Source organism: Planctomycetota bacterium, from assembly GCA_016125255.1.
GTDB lineage: Bacteria > Planctomycetota > Phycisphaerae > Phycisphaerales > Zrk34 > RI-421.
Window position 1 is genome coordinate 196,040 of the sequence record WGMD01000006.1, and the last position, 17,654, is coordinate 213,693.

Annotated in this window: 16 protein-coding genes; 5 read left to right on the forward strand and 11 right to left on the reverse strand. The window is 64.9% G+C overall.

The genetic code is table 11. The features are described from left to right. The first annotated feature begins 196 nt into the window (after window positions 1-196). Complete coding sequence (locus GC162_07510) at window positions 197-958, forward strand: DUF1080 domain-containing protein (protein MBI1368487.1); 762 nt, start codon at window positions 197-199, stop codon at window positions 956-958. Window positions 959-1,011: 53 nt separating this feature from the next. Here the strand turns inward: GC162_07510 and GC162_07515 are convergent, their stop codons facing one another. The 7 genes from GC162_07515 to GC162_07545 form a co-directional block, all read right to left on the reverse strand. Then, complete coding sequence (locus GC162_07515) at window positions 1,012-2,295, reverse strand: polysaccharide pyruvyl transferase family protein (protein ID MBI1368488.1); 1,284 nt, start codon at window positions 2,293-2,295, stop codon at window positions 1,012-1,014. A 44-nt stretch (window positions 2,296-2,339) separates the two neighbouring features. Then, the gene (locus GC162_07520) at window positions 2,340-3,233 is read right to left on the reverse strand and encodes a prepilin-type N-terminal cleavage/methylation domain-containing protein (GenBank protein ID MBI1368489.1); all 894 of its coding nucleotides are present in this window, start codon (window positions 3,231-3,233) and stop codon (window positions 2,340-2,342) included. Beyond that, window positions 3,230-4,708, reverse strand: coding sequence for a hypothetical protein (locus GC162_07525; GenBank protein MBI1368490.1), 1,479 nt, complete (start codon window positions 4,706-4,708; stop codon window positions 3,230-3,232). Before GC162_07525 ends, GC162_07520 begins: the two co-directional genes overlap by 4 nt. Continuing rightward, on the reverse strand, window positions 4,705-6,042 hold the full coding sequence (locus GC162_07530; GenBank protein MBI1368491.1) for a hypothetical protein: 1,338 nt from the start codon (window positions 6,040-6,042) through the stop codon (window positions 4,705-4,707). Before GC162_07530 ends, GC162_07525 begins: the two co-directional genes overlap by 4 nt. Beyond that, window positions 6,039-6,593, reverse strand: a complete 555-nt coding sequence (locus tag GC162_07535) for a sigma-70 family RNA polymerase sigma factor (GenBank protein MBI1368492.1) — start codon at window positions 6,591-6,593, stop codon at window positions 6,039-6,041. The genes GC162_07530 and GC162_07535 overlap by 4 nt, the downstream gene beginning before the upstream one ends. An 82-nt stretch (window positions 6,594-6,675) precedes the next feature. After that, window positions 6,676-7,011, reverse strand: coding sequence for a hypothetical protein (locus GC162_07540; GenBank protein ID MBI1368493.1), 336 nt, complete (start codon window positions 7,009-7,011; stop codon window positions 6,676-6,678). Then, complete coding sequence (locus tag GC162_07545) at window positions 7,004-8,641, reverse strand: phosphoglycerate dehydrogenase (GenBank protein MBI1368494.1); 1,638 nt, start codon at window positions 8,639-8,641, stop codon at window positions 7,004-7,006. The genes GC162_07540 and GC162_07545 overlap by 8 nt, the downstream gene beginning before the upstream one ends. A gap of 156 nt (window positions 8,642-8,797) precedes the next feature. On the opposite strand from GC162_07545, the gene rpsO reads away from it, so the two are divergent. Beyond that, window positions 8,798-9,067 (forward strand): 30S ribosomal protein S15, encoded by a 270-nt coding sequence (rpsO, locus tag GC162_07550; GenBank protein MBI1368495.1) that lies wholly within the window; start codon window positions 8,798-8,800, stop codon window positions 9,065-9,067. A 276-nt stretch (window positions 9,068-9,343) separates the two neighbouring features. Beyond that, window positions 9,344-11,488: a polyribonucleotide nucleotidyltransferase gene (locus GC162_07555; GenBank protein MBI1368496.1), complete on the forward strand. Its 2,145-nt coding sequence runs from the start codon at window positions 9,344-9,346 to the stop codon at window positions 11,486-11,488. A gap of 114 nt (window positions 11,489-11,602) precedes the next feature. Here the strand turns inward: GC162_07555 and GC162_07560 are convergent, their stop codons facing one another. From GC162_07560 to GC162_07575, 4 genes are read right to left on the reverse strand one after another with little or no spacing between them, the layout of a single operon-like run. Beyond that, a complete protein-coding gene (locus GC162_07560; GenBank protein ID MBI1368497.1) occupies window positions 11,603-12,409 on the reverse strand; it encodes a prepilin-type N-terminal cleavage/methylation domain-containing protein in 807 nt (268 codons plus the stop codon). Then, window positions 12,406-13,344, reverse strand: coding sequence for a DNRLRE domain-containing protein (locus GC162_07565; protein MBI1368498.1), 939 nt, complete (start codon window positions 13,342-13,344; stop codon window positions 12,406-12,408). Before GC162_07565 ends, GC162_07560 begins: the two co-directional genes overlap by 4 nt. Beyond that, window positions 13,341-14,918 carry a hypothetical protein gene (locus GC162_07570; protein MBI1368499.1) on the reverse strand — a complete coding sequence of 526 codons (1,578 nt, stop codon included), beginning with the start codon at window positions 14,916-14,918 and terminating at the stop codon, window positions 13,341-13,343. The genes GC162_07565 and GC162_07570 overlap by 4 nt, the downstream gene beginning before the upstream one ends. Then, window positions 14,915-15,475, reverse strand: coding sequence for a sigma-70 family RNA polymerase sigma factor (locus GC162_07575; protein ID MBI1368500.1), 561 nt, complete (start codon window positions 15,473-15,475; stop codon window positions 14,915-14,917). The genes GC162_07570 and GC162_07575 overlap by 4 nt, the downstream gene beginning before the upstream one ends. A gap of 152 nt (window positions 15,476-15,627) precedes the next feature. Here GC162_07575 and GC162_07580 point away from each other — a divergent pair, with 152 nt between their 5' ends. Continuing rightward, entirely contained in the window at window positions 15,628-16,158 is a 531-nt protein-coding gene (locus GC162_07580; GenBank protein MBI1368501.1) for a sigma-70 family RNA polymerase sigma factor, read from the forward strand. Then, window positions 16,158-17,654, forward strand: a complete 1,497-nt coding sequence (locus GC162_07585) for a hypothetical protein (protein ID MBI1368502.1) — start codon at window positions 16,158-16,160, stop codon at window positions 17,652-17,654. Before GC162_07580 ends, GC162_07585 begins: the two co-directional genes overlap by 1 nt.

Sequence of the window (17,654 nt, forward strand, 5' to 3'; positions counted from 1 at the left end):
AAACGCGTCGCCCCATGCAAGAAAAAACTTCGCCGCCGGGCAATTTTTCAGCCAAAATCAGCGTTTTCTTTCGCGACGGGCCGATCCGCGCCCCGATCCGCCCTTGCGAACGCCGCCCGGCAAAACGTATGATCCAAGGTCTGTACCCCTTTCCGACTTTCAAGGAGCCCGCCTGATGAACCGCCTTCTGACTCAAATGCGTTCCCGTCATGTTCTGGCCGCGCTCGCGCTGGCCGCGCTGTCGCTGAGCGTTTACGCCGCGGCGACCGGCGGGTCGCGCAATCCGCTGGACTGGGAGATTCACGACATGAATCGCCCCATGTCCCCCGTCGTCGAGCCCGGCACGTTCAGCGAGGGATGCAAGCCGCCGAGCGATGCGGTCGTCCTCTTCGACGGCACGAACACCGACAAGTGGGACGGCAAATGGGAGATCAAGGACGGCGCCCTCGTCGTCGTGCCCAAGTCCGGCGACATGCGCACCAAAGACGCCTTCGGCGATTGCCAACTCCATATCGAATGGTCCAGCGACCCGAGCTCCAAGGGCACGAGCCAGTCGCGCTCCAACTCCGGCGTGTTCCTCATGGACACCTACGAAGTGCAGGTCCTGGACACGTATCGCAACGAGAACAAGACCTACGCCGACGGACAGGCCGGGTCGATCTATGGGCAGTACCCGCCGCTGGTGAACCCCGCCCGACCGGCTGGTGAATGGAACGCTTATGACATCATCTTCCATCGCCCGCACTTCGACGACGCCGGCAAAGTCACTCAGCCCGCCACCATGACCGTCTTCTTCAACGGCTGCCTCGTGCAGGATCACGAAGCGCTCGTCGGCCCGACCAGCCACGCCAAACGTCAACCCTACGCCAAGCACGCCGACAAACTCCCCATCCATCTCCAGGACCACCGCAACGACCCCATCCGCTATCGCAACATCTGGATCCGCCCCCTCGAATAACCGCGGATTCCCCGGCATTTTCGAGGCGGGGGGACTTCAGTCCCCCCGCTTTTTCATTGCGCCTCTCCCAGATGCGACTTCACCACCGCCGTCGTCTTCTCGTACTGCTCCGTCACCTTCCCCATCGCCCGACCCAGCTTCGCCAGCGCCGCCGGATAATCCGCGTGCACCTTCATGAGCTGGTCCGCGATGTCCTTGCCCGTCACATCGTCCACCTCGAACACCCAGTCATTGAACCCCAGGTCGTAATACATCTGCCCCTTGATCGTGTCCGTCGGCTGGCGGATGTAAAACGCCGGCGTGCCATTCGCCGCGGCGATGATCGGTGAGTGACATTCCGCGCTGATCACCGTGTGCGCCCGCCGGTACACCGACGCCGCCTCGTCCGGCAGCCAGTACACATCACGCTTCACCACCTGTTTCTTCACATCCGCCGGCAACGGATCGATCAGCAGTTCGTCCTCGATGTCGAGTTGATACGTCATCTCCGGGCAGACAAGGATTTTCATCCCCGTTTCGCGGACCCATCGAATCATCGCCTCGCGGATCTTCGCATGATCCTGTTCCTTGTACTTGTCGTTCGTCTCCTCCACCATCTTGATGTGCTCGGGCGTCCAGTTCGCCCCGTGCGCGCGAATCTTGTGATAAGGCGTATAACGCAGGCGCGGGATCGCACAGATGAACTTGCGTTCCTCCAACCCGCTCGCCTTCAGATACGCCAATCCTTTCTCGTCATCACGGATCGGAAAGTAGAACGTCCCGTCGGGCGCGAAGTCGAGCGTCGGTTTCGTCACGCCCGCTTTGCGCAGCACGTCCAGCGAAGCGGTTTCGCGCGTGAAGACGAACGCCGCATCGTTCAGGAGATCGCGCAGCCAGTCATTGACCGAGCCGACGGTCACGCCGAACGTGCCGAACGGTTTTTTCGTGGCCTGCCGCCATTTGTCCAAGCTCGTCGCCGCCACGACCGACGGCCCCGACCCGTGCAGCATCAAATCCACCTCGTCAAAGCGGCTCACGGCAACCTTGCCGTCGTCGGTCAGCTCCACATCGGGGAACTCCTTTTTGAGCATGACGTCGACGCCGCGGTCCATGGCGCTGAGCCAAGCGATGACGCGGGCTTCGGGGATGAACTTGCGGAGCACCGCCAGCACGCCGGGCGTGTGCGTGATGTCGCCGATATTGACGGTCTGCCATCCCGAGCGAAGCATGATGAGCGGCCGCTTCGCCCCGCTCGCCGCCAGCGCCGATCGCACGGCGCTGACGAAAGGAAGAACCGCCGCGGCGCCGGCGGCATGTCGGATCAATTGACGACGGGAAATCGGCGGGTATTTGCTCATACCCGGATGTTAGCACGGTCGGCGGTCCGGCGGGCGCGGCGCGATCAGGGCTGTTCAAAGAGCCGCCACACCGGGGCCTGGTGCAGTTGATAATCGGCGGTGCTGGCGTGATACGTCAAGCCGCCCTTGTGGTCGCGGATGATATTGCGCGGATCGCCAAAGTACGAAACCGACCCGTCGAGCCGGGCGATGTTGTACCCGTCGCGATGATGGAAGTCGACGCCGCGCGTCGGGTCGGAAAAGGCGTCGGCGATGAGCACGCGCGACCCGGGGTCGCTGTTGAGCGCCGAGCGCCATCCGGTCAGCGAAGCGGACTTTTCGAAATTGAAGGTGCAGTTGTAGTGATAGGTGGTCTGCATGAAGAGCTGCGCCGCGGGCGCGTCGGCGGCATTCTCCCACCATCCGCCGCCGCCGCTGTACTCAGCGCCGATCTTCTCGTAACCGATGACGCCCTTCCAGCTCGGACAATAGAACATGCGTCCGTCGGGCAGGTAATTGCGGCGCACGAGGGCGCCCTCGCGAATATACGGCCCGCCGTATTCCGAGGCCTTGGGCGCCGCCCAGCCGCGGAACCATACCGCGTACTCGCCGGTCGCGCCGGAACTCGGGCCTGACTGGTCGTAAATGGGCTGGCCCTCGACGAACTGGCCCTTGTGATCCGCCGCCCACGCGAAATGGCCCATGAACATCTGATGCTCGCCCGACGCACAGACCACCCGCCTCGCCGCCTCCCGCGCCTTGTCCATCGACGGCAGCAGAATCGAAATCAGCAGCGCGATGATCGCCACGACGACGAGCAGTTCGATGAGCGTAAAGCCATGTCGGCGTCGAGCGCGCCATTTAGCGGCGGGGCTTGCCCCGCGCGGCCCGAGGCGCGCGCCGCGCGGGGCAAGCCCCCCCGCTAAATGACGCGAACGATATGAAAGATTTTTTGTCATATGCGTCGGCGCATCAGCGCCATGCCCAGCAGCCCCAACCCCGCGGGCAGCGCCAGCGGCGCGGGCACCGCCACGACGGAGCCGAACAGCGTGATGTCGTCGAGCCGGATGCCCGCGTCGGCGGACTGCGTGTTCCATCCGTAAATGCGCCACTCCGTCGTGTTGTACGAGGCGAAGTTCGCGAAGTTGAACGTGATGAACTTGACCGATTCGTTGTTGGCGTTGCCGGGCGTGTACGAATACGTGCCGAGAGAGACTTCCGAGCCGTTGCCGTCGACGACGCGCAGTTCGAGGTTGAACTGATCGTTGGCGTAGTAGGTATTGCCGTAGAGCGTCAGCGCCTCGTAGTACATCTCGATGCCGTCGCCGGGATCGACGGTGAAGGAGATGTAGTGGGTCGGGGAAGTCTGATTCCCGCCGCCGAGGTTGAGGCCGGGCGAGGTGCTTTCGCTGGTGTCGAAGGCGGTGTTGGTGATGATGTACACGCCGGAGCCGCCGAGCGCGAAACCGTGATTGGCGATGCGACTCGCGGCGGAGTTGTTCTGGGTGTCGCGGGAGTCGAAGGCGGTCGTGTTGAAATTGCCGTCGGAGCCGGTGAAGTCGTAATAGGCGATTCGGCCGGCGGTCATGTCGTTGAGCGAATTGCCGACGCGCACCTCGTCGGTCCAGAAGGCAGCGTTGGCGCCGGCCGTCTGATCGACGAACAGCAGATTGAGAAAATCATTGGTGGTCACGGTGGTCTGCGTGCCGACGGTCGTGGTGACCTGCCGGGCGGCGGGGACGACGGCGTTGAGTTCGGCCTCGGTGATGATGTAGTCGCCGTAGATCGAGTCGAATTCGCTGCTGGTCAGGCCCCACATCTTGGCGGTTCCGCCGCCGGAGCCGACGTTCTCGAATTTGGCGATGACCATGTACGCCTGGGTCGTAGCGTTGTAGTCGGCACCGGCGTTGGTGGCAACACCGTTGTATTCGACGGCCGCGGCGGCGACGCCGTTGCGCTTGGCGAGCGCGGAGAATTTGCGGCTGCCCCCGCCGCTGCTGGTGGCGGACTCGTCGATGAAGACGCCCTTGCCGGTGTTCGTCTGGTCGCTGACGCTGTTCTGGGTCAGATAAGACATCCACAACGTCCCGCCGCTCACTGTGAAATCGATCGGCCGGCTGGCGACGGCGTTCTCCAGATTGGCGTTGGCGTTGGAGTTGTACCGCAGTTTGTTGCCTTCGGTGATGAGATTCGTGCCGAAGGGGATCGAATCGGCGAGGAGGTCGGCGGTCTGCGAGCCGCCGAAGGTCCAGGTCGAACCGGCGTCAAAGCCCCATTCCGTCGTCCCGCCCTGGCCGGTGAGATTCGCGCCTGCGGTGTAGTTGAAAGGTTCGTAGAGCAACAGTTCGGCGTTGACCGGCGAGAAGCTCATGCCCAGCGCGAACAGGGCCGCGACGGCGAATCGAGTGCGTTGCAATGGTCTGCGGGTTCTCATGGGTGTTCTCCTGGTGTTGAGTCTTCCGCGCCGGCGGCACGGTGATTGACATGATCGGCCTGCGAGGCGGCGGGCTCCGACGCCACCAGTACGCGCAGTTCATCGGGACGCCATCCCGTCAGGTGCACGCGGAGGGTGCGGCCGTCGGGGCCGATGGCGAATGTGTCTTCCTGCTCGATGCCGCGCGTCGTGTCCGCCTCGTACTGCACATCCGGCGCGCCGAAGGTCGCATCGGCTTCGACGATGCCGTCGAAGGCGATCACGCCGAGGATCGGGCGGGCGAAGATGATGAGTGCGTCGAGCGTGGCCTTGCTCTCGCTGGTGTCGCCCTCTGCGTCAAAGTGCAGCAGGTAGCTGTCGACGCAGGTCCCGGCGGGGATCGTGCCGGAACGGACGTTCCCGCGGGAGAACGACCCGCTGCCGACCACACCGGCCGACTGAGTCTTGCGGAGCCGGTAGTTGGCGCGCTCGCGCAGGACGAAAAGGTGATGCGAGTCCTCCAGTACGCCCGCACGCAGCACCGGCGGACCGAAGGTAAGGAATCGCACATGGTCATCCATGCCCGCGATGCCGGACTGATTCGCATCGGTCACGACCCACGCATCGCCCTGACGGTTCACGCCCTGACCGGCGGTGAGGCGGATCATCTGGTTTTCGATGCGCGTCTCTACGGTGCCTTCGATGACCGCTACGCGTGTGCGGCCGTCATCGACGCGCATCATGAAGCGTGTGCCCAGATCGACCACGCGCACGCCGTCTGGGCCGTCAACGGCAAATCCGTGGGCGCGGTCGTTGACGAAAGCATGCAGCGCCCCTTCGCTCAAACGCCCGCGATTGGCGCCGGTCATCTCGAATCGGCACGGCCCGGCCAGATCGACGACCGCCCCGCTGTGGAAGACGACCTGGGCCGTGCCCGCCTTGAGCGCGATCACCCCGGGCATGAGGTCCGTGCCGACGGCGTGCGGCGCATCGGCGAACACGACGTCGCGCGAAATGTCGCTGAGCATGGCCACCGGCGCTTCGTTGACGGACGGTCGTATCGCCGGCTCGGGGCCGCGGGGGACAGTGAGCATGGACAACCCGACCGCCAACACGATCGCCACCGCCAGCGCCGCGTATCGCCAGCGCGCCCTTCGCATCGGCGACGCGATGACCGGCGACGCCGCGCCCGCGCCGAACTCGAACCGCAGATACCCGTCGCAGAGGATCGCATTCAAATACAACCGGCGGGCCTCCTCGCTTTCGCGCACAAGCCCTTCGAGCGCCGCCGCCTGATCGGTCGACAGGTCGCCTTCGCACAGAAGATCGAGCAGGTCCATCAGCGTCGCGTTCACAGCACGCCCTCCTGCCGCAAGGTGCGCTGCACGCAATCGAGCAGCGTCCGCCGGATGCGCGACACCGCCTTGTACACCCAATGCGGACTGCGCCCCATCGACATCGCCACCGAACGCCCGCTCGCGTCGGAGCTGTAGCGGCTTTGAATGACGCGGCGGTCGTGGTCCGGCAGCTTCGCCAGACACGCGCTCAGCGCCGACAGGCGCGCCTCCATCACCTCCGACTCCCGCTCGATTTGCGAGGCCATGTCCGCCACGAACGCGTCGGAGAACTTGACGCCCCCCTTGCCGCAGCGCGAGCGATGATTGAGCAATTCGAAATGCGCGATGCGGAAGGCCCAGGCGCGGAAGTCGGCGGCCGACCCCGCCGGGTCGAACGTGTCGAACTTCTGCCAGAGCACCAGATTCGTCTGCTGAAAGATGTCCTCGACGTCCGCCGCGTGCGGCGTCAGGGAGCGGATGTAAAGATAAATGTTCCGCTGATTGGCGGTGAAGTGGCGCATGAACTGCTCATGACGCCGGGGATCGAATGAGGTACTCGAATCGGACATGCGCGCTTGACCTCTGGATAGGGATACTGACCCGATCCGGAGAATGTACCGCGCAAAAAACGGAAAATTTTCTAAAAAACGCTCAGCGCGTCAGCAGATTGCCCAGCACGCTCAAAACGCCCTTCGGTTCGCGGGCCTTGAGGAGCAGTTCCAGTTCGCCGGCGTCGAAATACACGCCGCCGCACCCGCCGCAGCGATCGACCTTCACCGGGCCCATCGCCACTTCCGCCATCTTCGCCCCGCACTTGGGGCAGCGCAGCCAGTGCGGCTCGCCGGACTGATCGGCCGCCTGCTTCTTCCGCGCCGACGTCAGGTTCTGCCGAAGCCGGTCGACGGCTTCCTGATCCTTCTCATGGAAGTACGCGTCCTCCGCGTCGTAGCCCAGATCACGCATATCCCTGGATTTCGAATCACTCATGGCTGACTCCCTTGACCGGGGGCAATTCGACGACGGCGATCTTGCGGATGCCGGGTTTGGACTTGAGGCGGGTGAGCAGGGCCTCGGCCGGGACGTTGTCGAGTTTGAGCACGGTCATGGCCGTATCGCCGCGACGCGACAGAGCCATGTCGGCGATGTTCGCCCCCGCGCCGCCGAACTCGTTGCCGATGAGTCCGATCATGCCCGGCTTGTCCTCATTGAGCAGAAGCACCATCGGACCGGCGGGGACCATGTCCATGTGATACCCGCAGATCTCCAGCACGCGCGGCTGCCCATCCTGATAAATCGCACCGACGATCCGCCGGCGGTCGGAACCGCTCTGAATCTCGATGACGACCTGCGCGATCGGCCGGGGTTGATCGTCGATGACCGACCGCGTCTGAATCCCCCGCTGCTCGGCGAAAAGCTTGGCGTTGACCACGTTGACCGGCACGTCCAGCGCGTCGGAGAGCACTTCGACGAGCGCCATGCGTTCGATCGTGCTCGCCGCGCCGGCGAGACTTTCCCCCTGGCACGTCACCGTCACGCCGCTGATGCCCTTCTCGCACATGGGCGAGATCAGCCGGGCCATCCGCTTGGCCAGCTCCACATACTTGATCTGCATCGGCTCCAGGTCCATCCGCAGCCCCGCCGCGTTGACCGCCCCGCGAATCCCCTTGCCCTGAAGGTATTCCAGCGCCTGCGCACACGCATGATTGGACACCGCTTCCTGCGCCTCTTCCGTCGAGGCGCCGAGGTGCGGAGTCAGCAGAATCTTCGGATGCTTGCGCAGCGGGCTGTCCTTCTCGAGCGGCTCGACTTCGTACACATCCAGCGCCGCCCCGCCGCACTGACCGGCGTCGAGGGCGGCGATCAGCGCATCGAGCTCGATGACCCCGCCGCGGGCGGCGTTGATGATCATGAAGCCCTTCCTGGCCTTGGCGAAGCGCTCGGCATTGAGCATGTTGCGGGTGTGATCATTGAGCGGAACATGGAAGGACACGAAGTCGACCATGCCCAGCATTTCGTCGAAGCTCTTGATGATCTTGACCTGACCGTCGAGGGCGGTCTCGGCATTGAGGAAGGTGTCGACGGCGACGACCTTCATGCCGAAGGCGAGCCCGCGCTCCGCGACCGTCCGGCCGATGCGCCCGAACCCGACGACGCCCAGCGTCTTGCCCTCAAGCTGCCGGCCAACGAACTTGTTGCGGTCCCATCCGCCTTCGGTCATGACCTTGTAGGCCGGCCCGATGTTGCGGGCCAGCGCCATGAGCAGCGCGAAGGCGTGCTCGGCGGTCGTAATGGTCGAAGCGTCGGCGCTGTTCATGACCAGGACGCCCTTTTCGGTCGCCGCGTCGAGGTCGACGTTATCGACGCCGACGCCGGCCCGGGCGATCACCCGGAGCTTGCCGGGGTTGGCGAGCACCTTGGCGGTGACCTGAGCGCCGGAGCGGATGATCATGCCGTCGTAGTTGCCGGCGATGGCGGCAAGCTCGTCCTCCTTGAGGCCGGGCTTGACGTCGACGGTGACGTTTTCGGTGTTTTTGAGCATCTCGACGCCGGCGGGGGAGAGTTTGTCGGCGATGAGAATGTGGATCACATCGGGGGTGGAAGCGGTGGCTTGGGCCATGGCGAATAAATCCCTTCTTTGGCTGTTGGCTCCGCCGTACGTCCGGTGGAGGGATTGGGGTCGATATCTTATCCAAGATTCCCGGCGTTGTCGATTGCCTGCGTGCAAAGGGGCGGATATACTGCCGACTCGAAATTGACCCGGAGACGCATTGCCATGACCTTGACGGCCGAACTGAAGAACTCGATCATCAAAGACTACGCCACGCACGAAGGCGACACCGGCTCCCCCGAGGTGCAGGTCGCCCTTCTGACGCAGCGGATCAACGACACGACCGAACACCTGCGTGCCCACAAGCACGACTACAGCACGCGCCGCGGGCTGATCATGATGGTCGGTCAACGCAATCGCCTGCTGCGGTACCTGATGAGCAAGGACCGCACGCGCTACCTGGACCTGATCAATCGTCTGGGCCTGCGCAAGTAAAACGACTCACCGGCACGCCGCGGATAACTCCGCGGCGTGTTTTTTACATTCAATGTGATGGAGCGGCCCGCCCCGTTTGGGACAGGCGGCAGTAGGCCAAACACAAGGAAGGCGTCAGCAGTCAGGCATCAGCCGTCAGCAAAAAAGCTGACACCTGACCGCTGAAAGCTGACACCTTGTTTTCGGCCGACTGCCACCTGCGAACCGCAGGTCCCGCATGGGCCCCTCCACTGGTTTATCCCAAACCGTACTGGCAGTCGGTTTAAGGACATGGTCATGGCTCATATCGTCGTCGAACGTGAAATCGGCGGGCGCACGCTGCGCCTCGAAACCGGCAAGTACGCCAAGCAGGCCGACGCCGCCATCTGGGCGACTTACGCCGACACCACGGTGCTCGCCGCCGTCGTGCGCGGCGCCCCCCGTGAGGGCATCGATTTCTTCCCGCTTCAGGTCGATTACCGCGAGCGCATCAGCGCCGCCGGCAAGTTCCCCGGCGGGTTCCGCAAGCGTGAAGGCGCGCCGTCGCAGAAGGAAATTCTGACGATGCGCATGATCGACCGCCCCGTCCGTCCGCTGTTCCCCAAGGGACTGCTCGACGAAGTGCTCATTCAGTGCTGGGTCGAATCCGCCGACGGGCAGAACGATCCGGACGTGATCTGCGGCACCGCCGCCGCCGCCGCCCTGGCGATCAGCTCGATCCCCTTCGCCGGCCCGGTGGCGACCGTCCGCGTCGCACGCATCGACGGCCAGTTCGCCGTCAACCCGACCCTCGCCCAGCTTGAGTTCTCCGACATGGAGCTGGTCCTGTCCGGCCACCGCGACGGGATCAACATGATCGAAGTCGGCGCTCAGGAAGTCGAAGAGTCCGTCGTCCTCGAAGCCATCAAGTTCGGTCATCAGCAGATCTTCATCCTGCTCGACGCCATCGACGAGCTGGTCTCCAAGGCCGCCAAGGAGAAGGTCGCCGAGCTTCATCTGCCCGCCCCCGAAGTCGTCGCGCAGGTCCGCAGCGACATCACCGCTTCGCTGACCGCCGCCAAGCGCACCGACGGCAAGCTCGCCCGCGAGGAAGCGGTCAAGGCCGTGTTCAAGACCTACCTCGACGAGAAGGCCCCCGAGCCCGCCGCCGATTCGAACCTCAGCTACACCGCCTACAAGGCGGCGATCGAGAAGCGCCGCGAGATCAAGAAAACCTTCGAGCAGATCGAAGAGGAAGTGACCCGCCGCATCATTCTCGAAGGCAAGCGCACCGACGGCCGCAAGAGCGACGAGATTCGTCCGCTCTCCGCCGAAGTGAACGTCCTGGCCCGCACGCACGGGTCCGCCACATTCACCCGCGGCGAAACCCAGTCGCTGGCCATCGCCACGCTCGGCACCGGCCGGGACGAACAGATCGTCGACGGCCTTCACGATGAATACTCCCAGAAGTTCTACCTGCACTACAACTTCCCACCCTTCTGCGTCGGTGAAGCCCGCCGCGTCACAGGCCCAGGCCGCCGCGAGATCGGTCACGGCGCGCTCGCCGAACGCAGCTTGCAGGGCGTGCTCCCCAGCCCCGAGGACTTCCCCTACACCGTCCGGCTCGTGAGCGAAATCCTCGAGTCCAACGGCTCGTCGTCCATGGCGAGCGTCTGCGGCGGGTGTCTGGCCCTCATGGACGCCGGCGTGCCGATCACCAACACCTGTGCCGGCATCAGCGTCGGACTCGTCGAGGAGGACGGAAAGACGATGCTGCTCACCGACATCCTCGGCGAGGAAGATCACTTCGGCGACATGGACTTTAAGGTCTCCGGCACGCGCGTCGGCATCACCGGCATTCAGCTTGACCTCAAGACCCGCGGCCTCAGCTACGACATCATCGCCGCCACCTTCGAGCAGGCCAAGAAAGCCCGCCTCCAGATCATCGAACTCATCGAGAGCACGATCCCCGCGCCCCGCAAGGAGATCAGCAAGTACGCTCCGCGCATGCTCCGCACCAAGATCGACCCCGACAAGATCGGCCGCCTGATCGGACCCGGCGGCAAGACCATCCGCGCGATCCAGGAAAACACCGGCGCGACCATCGACGTCGAGGAAGACGGCACCGTCTTCATCTCCGCCGTCGGCGCCGGCAAGGCCGAGAAAGCCCTCGACGAAGTCGAGCGCCTCTGCGAAGAGGTCAAGGTCGGCAAGATCTACAACGGCAAGGTTTCCTCGATCAAGGATTTCGGCGCCTTCATCGAAGTCATCCCCGGACAGGACGGGCTCTGCCACGTCTCGGAGCTTTCCGACAAGTACGTCGAGAAGGTCGCCGACGTGGTGAAGATCGGCCAGATGCTCCGCGTGAAGGTCCTGAGCCAGGACGAACAGGGCCGCCTGCGTCTTTCCCGCAAGGCCGTCATCGCCGAGGAAGCCGCCGCCGAAGCCGGGGCCAAGCAGTAAACCCCCGCGCCATCCCGCGTCAAACTCACAACCCCGTCGCGCCCGCGGCGGGGTTGTTCATTGTTGCCCACAAGCCGGGGTGACTGAAGTCACCCCGCCTCGTTGGATGCGGGTTCAGCGTCCGAACGTCTGCCAGATGAGTTCGAAGCTGGGGTTCCAGCTTGTGGCGTAGTTGACGGTCAGGTACTGCGGCGTGGCGATCGGGTCGGCGGTCTGGAGCGCGACGGAGCCGTCGCCGTAGCCGACGGTCACAGAGTCGGCATGCGAGGATTCGACGGCGCCCCACGTGCTAAAGACGTCGGCGAGGTACGGGCGGCCGGCGAGTTGGGTGATGGAGACGGATTGGTAGGCGCTGGTGTTGAAGTTGCGTGTGAAGTATCCGCCACGGAGGTTGGACCAGCCGTATTTGGCCAGGTCGGCCGGATACATGGAGTGCCCGGCGGAGGGCTGCGCGTTGGGGGAGGTCAGGTCGCCGTGACAATTCAGAAGCGCGGGGGTGGTCTGAAGCGGGCAGAACAGGACGTCGGTACGCTGATCGACGAGATCGGCTGGCGTGAGCAGGCCGAGGTTGCCAAAGCCCTGCGGGGAAAGGCCCTGCGTGCGTTCGTACATGACGTACATCATGGCCTGAAACTTGTTCCAGGCGCCGACGTAGGGGAGCTTGCCGTCGTACTGGGTCGCATAGGCGAGGAGTCCCTGCATGACCTGCCGCTCATTGGAGGCGCAGACGGCAAGTCGTGCGGCGCGGCGGGCGGCTTTCATGGCCGGCAGGAGCATGGCGACGAGCACGGCGATGATGGCGACGACGGCGAGGAGTTCGATCAAGGTGAAGGCGCATCGCGCGCCGGGCGCGCCGGGGTGACTTAAGTCACCCCGCCTCGAATCGAAACGCGCTTCGGGATGGGAGGGGATGTTTTTCATTTACGGCGGCGCATCGAAAGGAGGCCGATCAGCGACAGGCCGGCGGGGAGCGCGGCGGGGGTCGGGACGGTGTAGGTGATGATGAGCTGCGGGGCGTGCGAGGCGGTGGCGGATTCGCTGGAGGCAAACTGCCACTGCGGGTTGCTCACGTTGGCCCCGTAGGACAGGAGCAGGCCGGCGTTGTTTGCCCCGCCGGAGCCGAGCCACAGTTCGATGATCTTGGTGAGCGTGTTGACGGAGGCGGGGAGTGACGCGGCGCTGAGAGTGAAGTCGACGAATGTGCCGGTCTGTCCGGTGCCTGTGGCGGAGACGGCGAGGGAACCGACGTTGCCGTAGAGGTCGGAGGCGGTGCGTGCGCCGTTGGTTCCGCCGAGCCAGGCGCCGGAGGTATGGGCCGCGTAGTTCCAGTCCGCGGAGCCGGTCTGCGTCGCACTGTTGGCCGTGCCTTCGACCCAACCGGCGTTGCCGGCCTGTTCGAGGGCGACGCTGATGGTCTGCGATGATCCGGCGGCGCTGGTGGCGTCCACGTACAACCGCAGCGTCATCGAGTCGATCGTCAGGTAGTGACCGGCGAGCGCCGAGACGTCAAAGCCGACGAGCCCGCCCCGAACGCGACCGGAGCCGAGCACGCCGACGAGGATGGTCGTGCGTCCGCCATAGTTGTTGTTGGACGATTCCTGCACGAGCGACGTGTCGCGCGTGCCGGTGTAGTTGGCGATGTCGATCTTGCCGTCGCTCGACACGACGTGCGCGCCTTCCTGAAACGTGATCGTCGCAGCGGAGGCGGCGGGCGAAATGGCAAACACGGCGACGGCGCTCAACAGCGCCATCATGATCATGCGGAGACGGTCCATCAGCGATTCTCCTTCAAAAGGAACAAGAATAAAGCAAGCTTTCGTCAACATGCGAAGCTCTCGAATTGCATTCGTCGTCATGGCCCCACCTCGATGCGGGCGCCGGCGAAGACGGCGTGGTCCTCCTCCGTGTCGCCCGCCGAAGCGACGATCAGCGTCAGATACCGCGCACTCGGCGGCAGCGCCACATCGAACCTTGTCGCGGCGCGACCGCGCAGCGCCGCCCCCGCCCCCGGCAGTCGATACACGCCGTTGTCATCAATAACACTCGCCTCGCGCCCGTCCATCTGACCCGCGATCACCCCGTGCTCGTCACTGACCAGCACCGCCAGATGCACCGACCCGCGCGTCAGACCCGTGTCATCGAGCCCGGCACGATCAGCGACAAAACGCAGCGGCGCGTCCGCATCCATGAACCCCGCCTTGCGAATCGCCGCAAGGTCGAGCGTGAGCAGCAGGTTCGCATGCATCCCCACCCCCTGCTCCGTCCGAGGCAAATTCGCCGGCGCCCGCCGACCCGTCGTGCGAATCCCCCCTTCGCCTTCGAGATTGCTCCATGCATCGTTCGCCGGCGCGCGATCCGTCCGCAAATTCGTCCAACCCATCGCGCGAAGATCCACCGCGATCGCGCTCTGACCCGACTCCTCGGGCACGATCGGCTGAATCGTCCCCGGCACGTCCCCGCCGTGAAGAATCTGCGCCACCGCCAGCCCGCCGATGTGCGCCGCGGCCCCGAACGTGTCCGACGCGATCGCCCGCTCAAGACTCGTCCCCGCCGGATCGTCAAAGAGATTGCCCAACGGAATCGCCCGCGGCGACGTCGCTCTCGCGACATCGATCGTCCCCGCCGCATCGATCCTCGCCACTTCGCCCATGCTCAACATCCGCCCCGCCCCCCCCAAACTGTCCACGCGCACCCGACCCTCCATCACCGTCACATGCGCTAACCCCGCTTCGTCCACGAACAAATCAAACCGCGTGCCCATGTCCACGACCCGCCCGCCGTGCGGCGTCTCGATCGCGAAACCGTGCGCCCCATCCGGCACATACGCCGTCAACTGACCCCGATCCAGCCGCCCGTGCATCGCATCGATCATCTCAAACGAACAGGGCCCGACCAGTTCGACCACCGCCGTCGATGCGAACATGATCTGCGTCGAACCCGAGGCCAACCGGATCGGCCCCGCCGGCAGCGACCCGCCCAGCGACATCTCGCCGGCGGCATTCTCGAACACCGCATCGTGCATTTCCGTCACCGTCCCGACCGTCGGCCCGACATTCGCCGGTTCGACCGCCGTGATGCGCGGCAACGTGTGATCCGCCCGGCTCCATGTCATGATCCACACCGTCGCCGCCAGCGCCACCGCCGCCGCGATCGCGATCGCCATGCCCCATGTCCCCCCGCCAAGACGCATCGGCCGCAGCTCCGTCGCGTGTTCCGTTTCCCGCGCCGTCGCCGCGCGGCTCGACCGCTCCGCGCGCCCCCGTTCCCAAAGGTGGCTTTCGAGCATCGTGTACGCTGCGAACCGCCGCGCGAACGCTTCGTCGCTCTCTATGCTCCGCCACATCGCCTCGACCTGCCCCGCGTCCAGTTCGTCCGCGTAGTAGCGCTCGATCAGATACATCGCATCGTGTTCATCGCCAGGCATATTCACGCCTCGCCCCCCTTCCGCATCGACAGCCGCGACTCGATGCACTCGAGCAGCGCCGCACGCGTGCGATGAAGCAGCACGTTCACCGCGTTGCGCGTCAGCCCCAGCTTCGCGCCGATGGCCTCCGACGCCAACTCCTCTTCGTAACGCAGATCGATCGCCGCACGCCCGCGCTTGCTCAGCGTCTCCAGACAACGCTCCAGCGCCGCACGCCGCGGCTCCGACTCGCCCGCCATCGAAGCGTGCACATCGATCAACCGGTCCACCGCCTGCGAATCGAACAGGTGACGATCCCGCGATCGCACCGTCCGGTAGTTCATCACCTTGTTCCGGGCAATCCCCATCGCCCAGCTCGCGAACTTGTCCGCCGATCGCAGCTCGTCGAACTTGTCCACGATCGTCACCGCCACTTCCTGAAGCAGATCGTCCACCGCGCCCGGCTCGCGCAACAGCGCATGCAAAAACGACCGAACCGTCGGCTGCGCCGCCGTCCAGAGCCGCGCGATCCGCTTGGCCCGATCACGATCCGCATTGAAATGGATGTCCGATCCATCGCTCATGAGGCCTGTCCTTCCGCTTAATGGTTTACAATGCCCCCTGAAAATTACGCGCCACTCGAAAAATCTTTTCAAAACCGCCCGACAGATTCGCCCCGTCCTCGCGAATTTATAGATGAAGACAAGGTCCGGCTCACGACGCCGCGGACGATGACATGAATTATAACACCCGCGATAACAATAACTTCCCCGTTCTGTGGGTGCAGTGTCAGGCGGCGGTGCAGTCCTTTGTCTTCGCGGCCGTGCGCCGCGTCGCCGACGCCGAGGATGTCATGCAGGACATCGCCCACTCGGCCTTCAAGGACTTTGACAAGTACGACCCCGCCCGGCCGTTCGCGCCCTGGGTCATGACCATCGCCCATCGCCGCGTCGCCGACTACTTCCGTCAAAAGCCCCGCGCGGAAATGTGCTTCGACCCCGCCGCGCTGGAGAGTTTGTCCATCGCCTACGCCGAACTGGCCACCGAAACCGGCCAGCGCCGCCGGGCGCTGGAGCATTGCCTGGCCGCCGTCGAGGATCGCGCCCGACAGGCCCTGACGCTCCGCTACGAGCAGCAGCTTTCCGTCCAGCAGATCGCTGACAAACTCAGCACCAGCGCCAACGCCGTCTCCGTCCTGCTCTACCGTGTCCGCGCCGCGCTGGCCCAGTGCATCGAGCGCCGCCTTCAGCGTCAGGAGGCCGAGTGATGAGCGACCTCAATCGTCAGCTCAGCGACTACCTCGACGCCCGCCTCGCGCCGGACGCCATGCGCTTGCTCTGCGACCATATCGCCGCCTCCCCCGCCGCCGCCCGCGACGCCGCCCGCTTCCTCCTCCTGCACACCACCCTCACCGACCTGCACGCACTGCCCGCAAACCGCGCGATCAGCACCGAGAAACCCCGGATCGAACGCGTGCGGAGTTGGGAATTGGGAGTGCGGAGTGTGGCAGCCATCGCCGCACTGCTCGTCATCGCCGCCGCGCTGTTCTTCGTCTTCCTGCCTTCCACTCCCCACTCCGAACTCCCCACTCCCCACTCCAACCCTCCCGCGTCTTTCGCCATCCTCAGCGACGTCTCCAACGACGCGCAATTCGAAAACACCGACGGCTCCCTTTCCCTCGGCTCCGCCCTCACCGCCCCGATCAAACTCACCGCCGGCAAAGCCCAGCTCATGTTCAACTCCACCGCCGTCGTCGATCTGACGGGCCCGTGTGAATTTGAAATGACCGGGCTCAACCGCGGACGACTGATGCGCGGCGACATGAACGCATTTGTGCCCCCGGCGGCGCACGGGTTCAGCGTGGAGCTGCATGACGGCACACGCATCGTCGATTTGGGCACGGCGTTCCGGGTCATCGCCGACGCACGCGGACAGGCGGTCGGCGTCAAACAGGGACGCGTCGAATTGCATCCGCCGGTCGGGGCGCCGCTGATGCTGGCGGCGGGTGATCTGGCGGGCGTCGACGAGGCGGGGGCGTGGGTACGGGCGGGCTCGCTGGCGTCGCTGCTCGATACGCCGTGGGCCGCACCGGACAAGATCGCGCCGCTGATGGGCATGGTGCTACGCAATGACGCGGCGGTGATGGTCTACGAATCGTTCGACGACGGCGCGGCGGACGGGCGATCCGACGCCGCGGGCCGCGCCTTGAAGCTCAACGATTTTGCGGCACGCCCGCCGCTCTCGCTCGGCGAGGCGCGCGGGCAGGTGACGCTGGCGGCGTGGGTTCGGCTTGATCCGTCCGGACGCCCGATCCGCACGCTGGCGATCAATGGACAGTGGATGGAGACCGGCGACTTCGCATGGGACATGCGCGGCGGATGCGTCACGCTGGCCATTTGCGCTCAACCGCCGCAGACGATCGTCGCCCCCGTCGCCCTCGCGCCAGGGCAACTCGGCCGATGGGTGCATGTGGCGAGCGTGTACGACGGCCCCGGCGCGGAGGTGCGGCACTACCTCAACGGCCAATGCGTCCTGCGTCAACACCTCAACGCGCCCCTGCGACTCAAGCTCGACGCCTTGCAGATCGGGCAGTGGACCTCACGCGATCCGCGCCCGCTGAGGGGCGACATGGACGACCTGTTCATCGCTCAAACCGCACTGTCCGACGCGCAGATTCACGCGCTCTGGCGCCTCGGCTCCGCCGGCGCCGAGACGTCCGATTCCGAACCGAACCTCGAACATCAACCAACCCCAGGAGAATGA

Excerpts from the sequence above, each read along its gene's own strand:
- GC162_07510 (MBI1368487.1), top strand. The coding sequence starts at position 197 with ATGCGTTCCCGTCATGTTCTGGCCGCGCTCGCGCTGGCCGCGCTGTCG.
- GC162_07515 (MBI1368488.1), bottom strand. The coding sequence starts at position 2,295 with ATGAGCAAATACCCGCCGATTTCCCGTCGTCAATTGATCCGACATGCC.
- GC162_07520 (MBI1368489.1), bottom strand. The coding sequence starts at position 3,233 with ATGACAAAAAATCTTTCATATCGTTCGCGTCATTTAGCGGGGGGGCTT.
- GC162_07525 (MBI1368490.1), bottom strand. The coding sequence starts at position 4,708 with ATGAGAACCCGCAGACCATTGCAACGCACTCGATTCGCCGTCGCGGCC.
- GC162_07535 (MBI1368492.1), bottom strand. The coding sequence starts at position 6,593 with ATGTCCGATTCGAGTACCTCATTCGATCCCCGGCGTCATGAGCAGTTC.
- GC162_07540 (MBI1368493.1), bottom strand. The coding sequence starts at position 7,011 with ATGAGTGATTCGAAATCCAGGGATATGCGTGATCTGGGCTACGACGCG.
- GC162_07545 (MBI1368494.1), bottom strand. The coding sequence starts at position 8,641 with ATGGCCCAAGCCACCGCTTCCACCCCCGATGTGATCCACATTCTCATC.
- rpsO (MBI1368495.1), top strand. The coding sequence starts at position 8,798 with ATGACCTTGACGGCCGAACTGAAGAACTCGATCATCAAAGACTACGCC.
- GC162_07555 (MBI1368496.1), top strand. The coding sequence starts at position 9,344 with ATGGCTCATATCGTCGTCGAACGTGAAATCGGCGGGCGCACGCTGCGC.
- GC162_07560 (MBI1368497.1), bottom strand. The coding sequence starts at position 12,409 with ATGAAAAACATCCCCTCCCATCCCGAAGCGCGTTTCGATTCGAGGCGG.
- GC162_07565 (MBI1368498.1), bottom strand. The coding sequence starts at position 13,344 with ATGACGACGAATGCAATTCGAGAGCTTCGCATGTTGACGAAAGCTTGC.
- GC162_07575 (MBI1368500.1), bottom strand. The coding sequence starts at position 15,475 with ATGAGCGATGGATCGGACATCCATTTCAATGCGGATCGTGATCGGGCC.
- GC162_07580 (MBI1368501.1), top strand. The coding sequence starts at position 15,628 with ATGAATTATAACACCCGCGATAACAATAACTTCCCCGTTCTGTGGGTG.
- GC162_07585 (MBI1368502.1), top strand. The coding sequence starts at position 16,158 with ATGAGCGACCTCAATCGTCAGCTCAGCGACTACCTCGACGCCCGCCTC.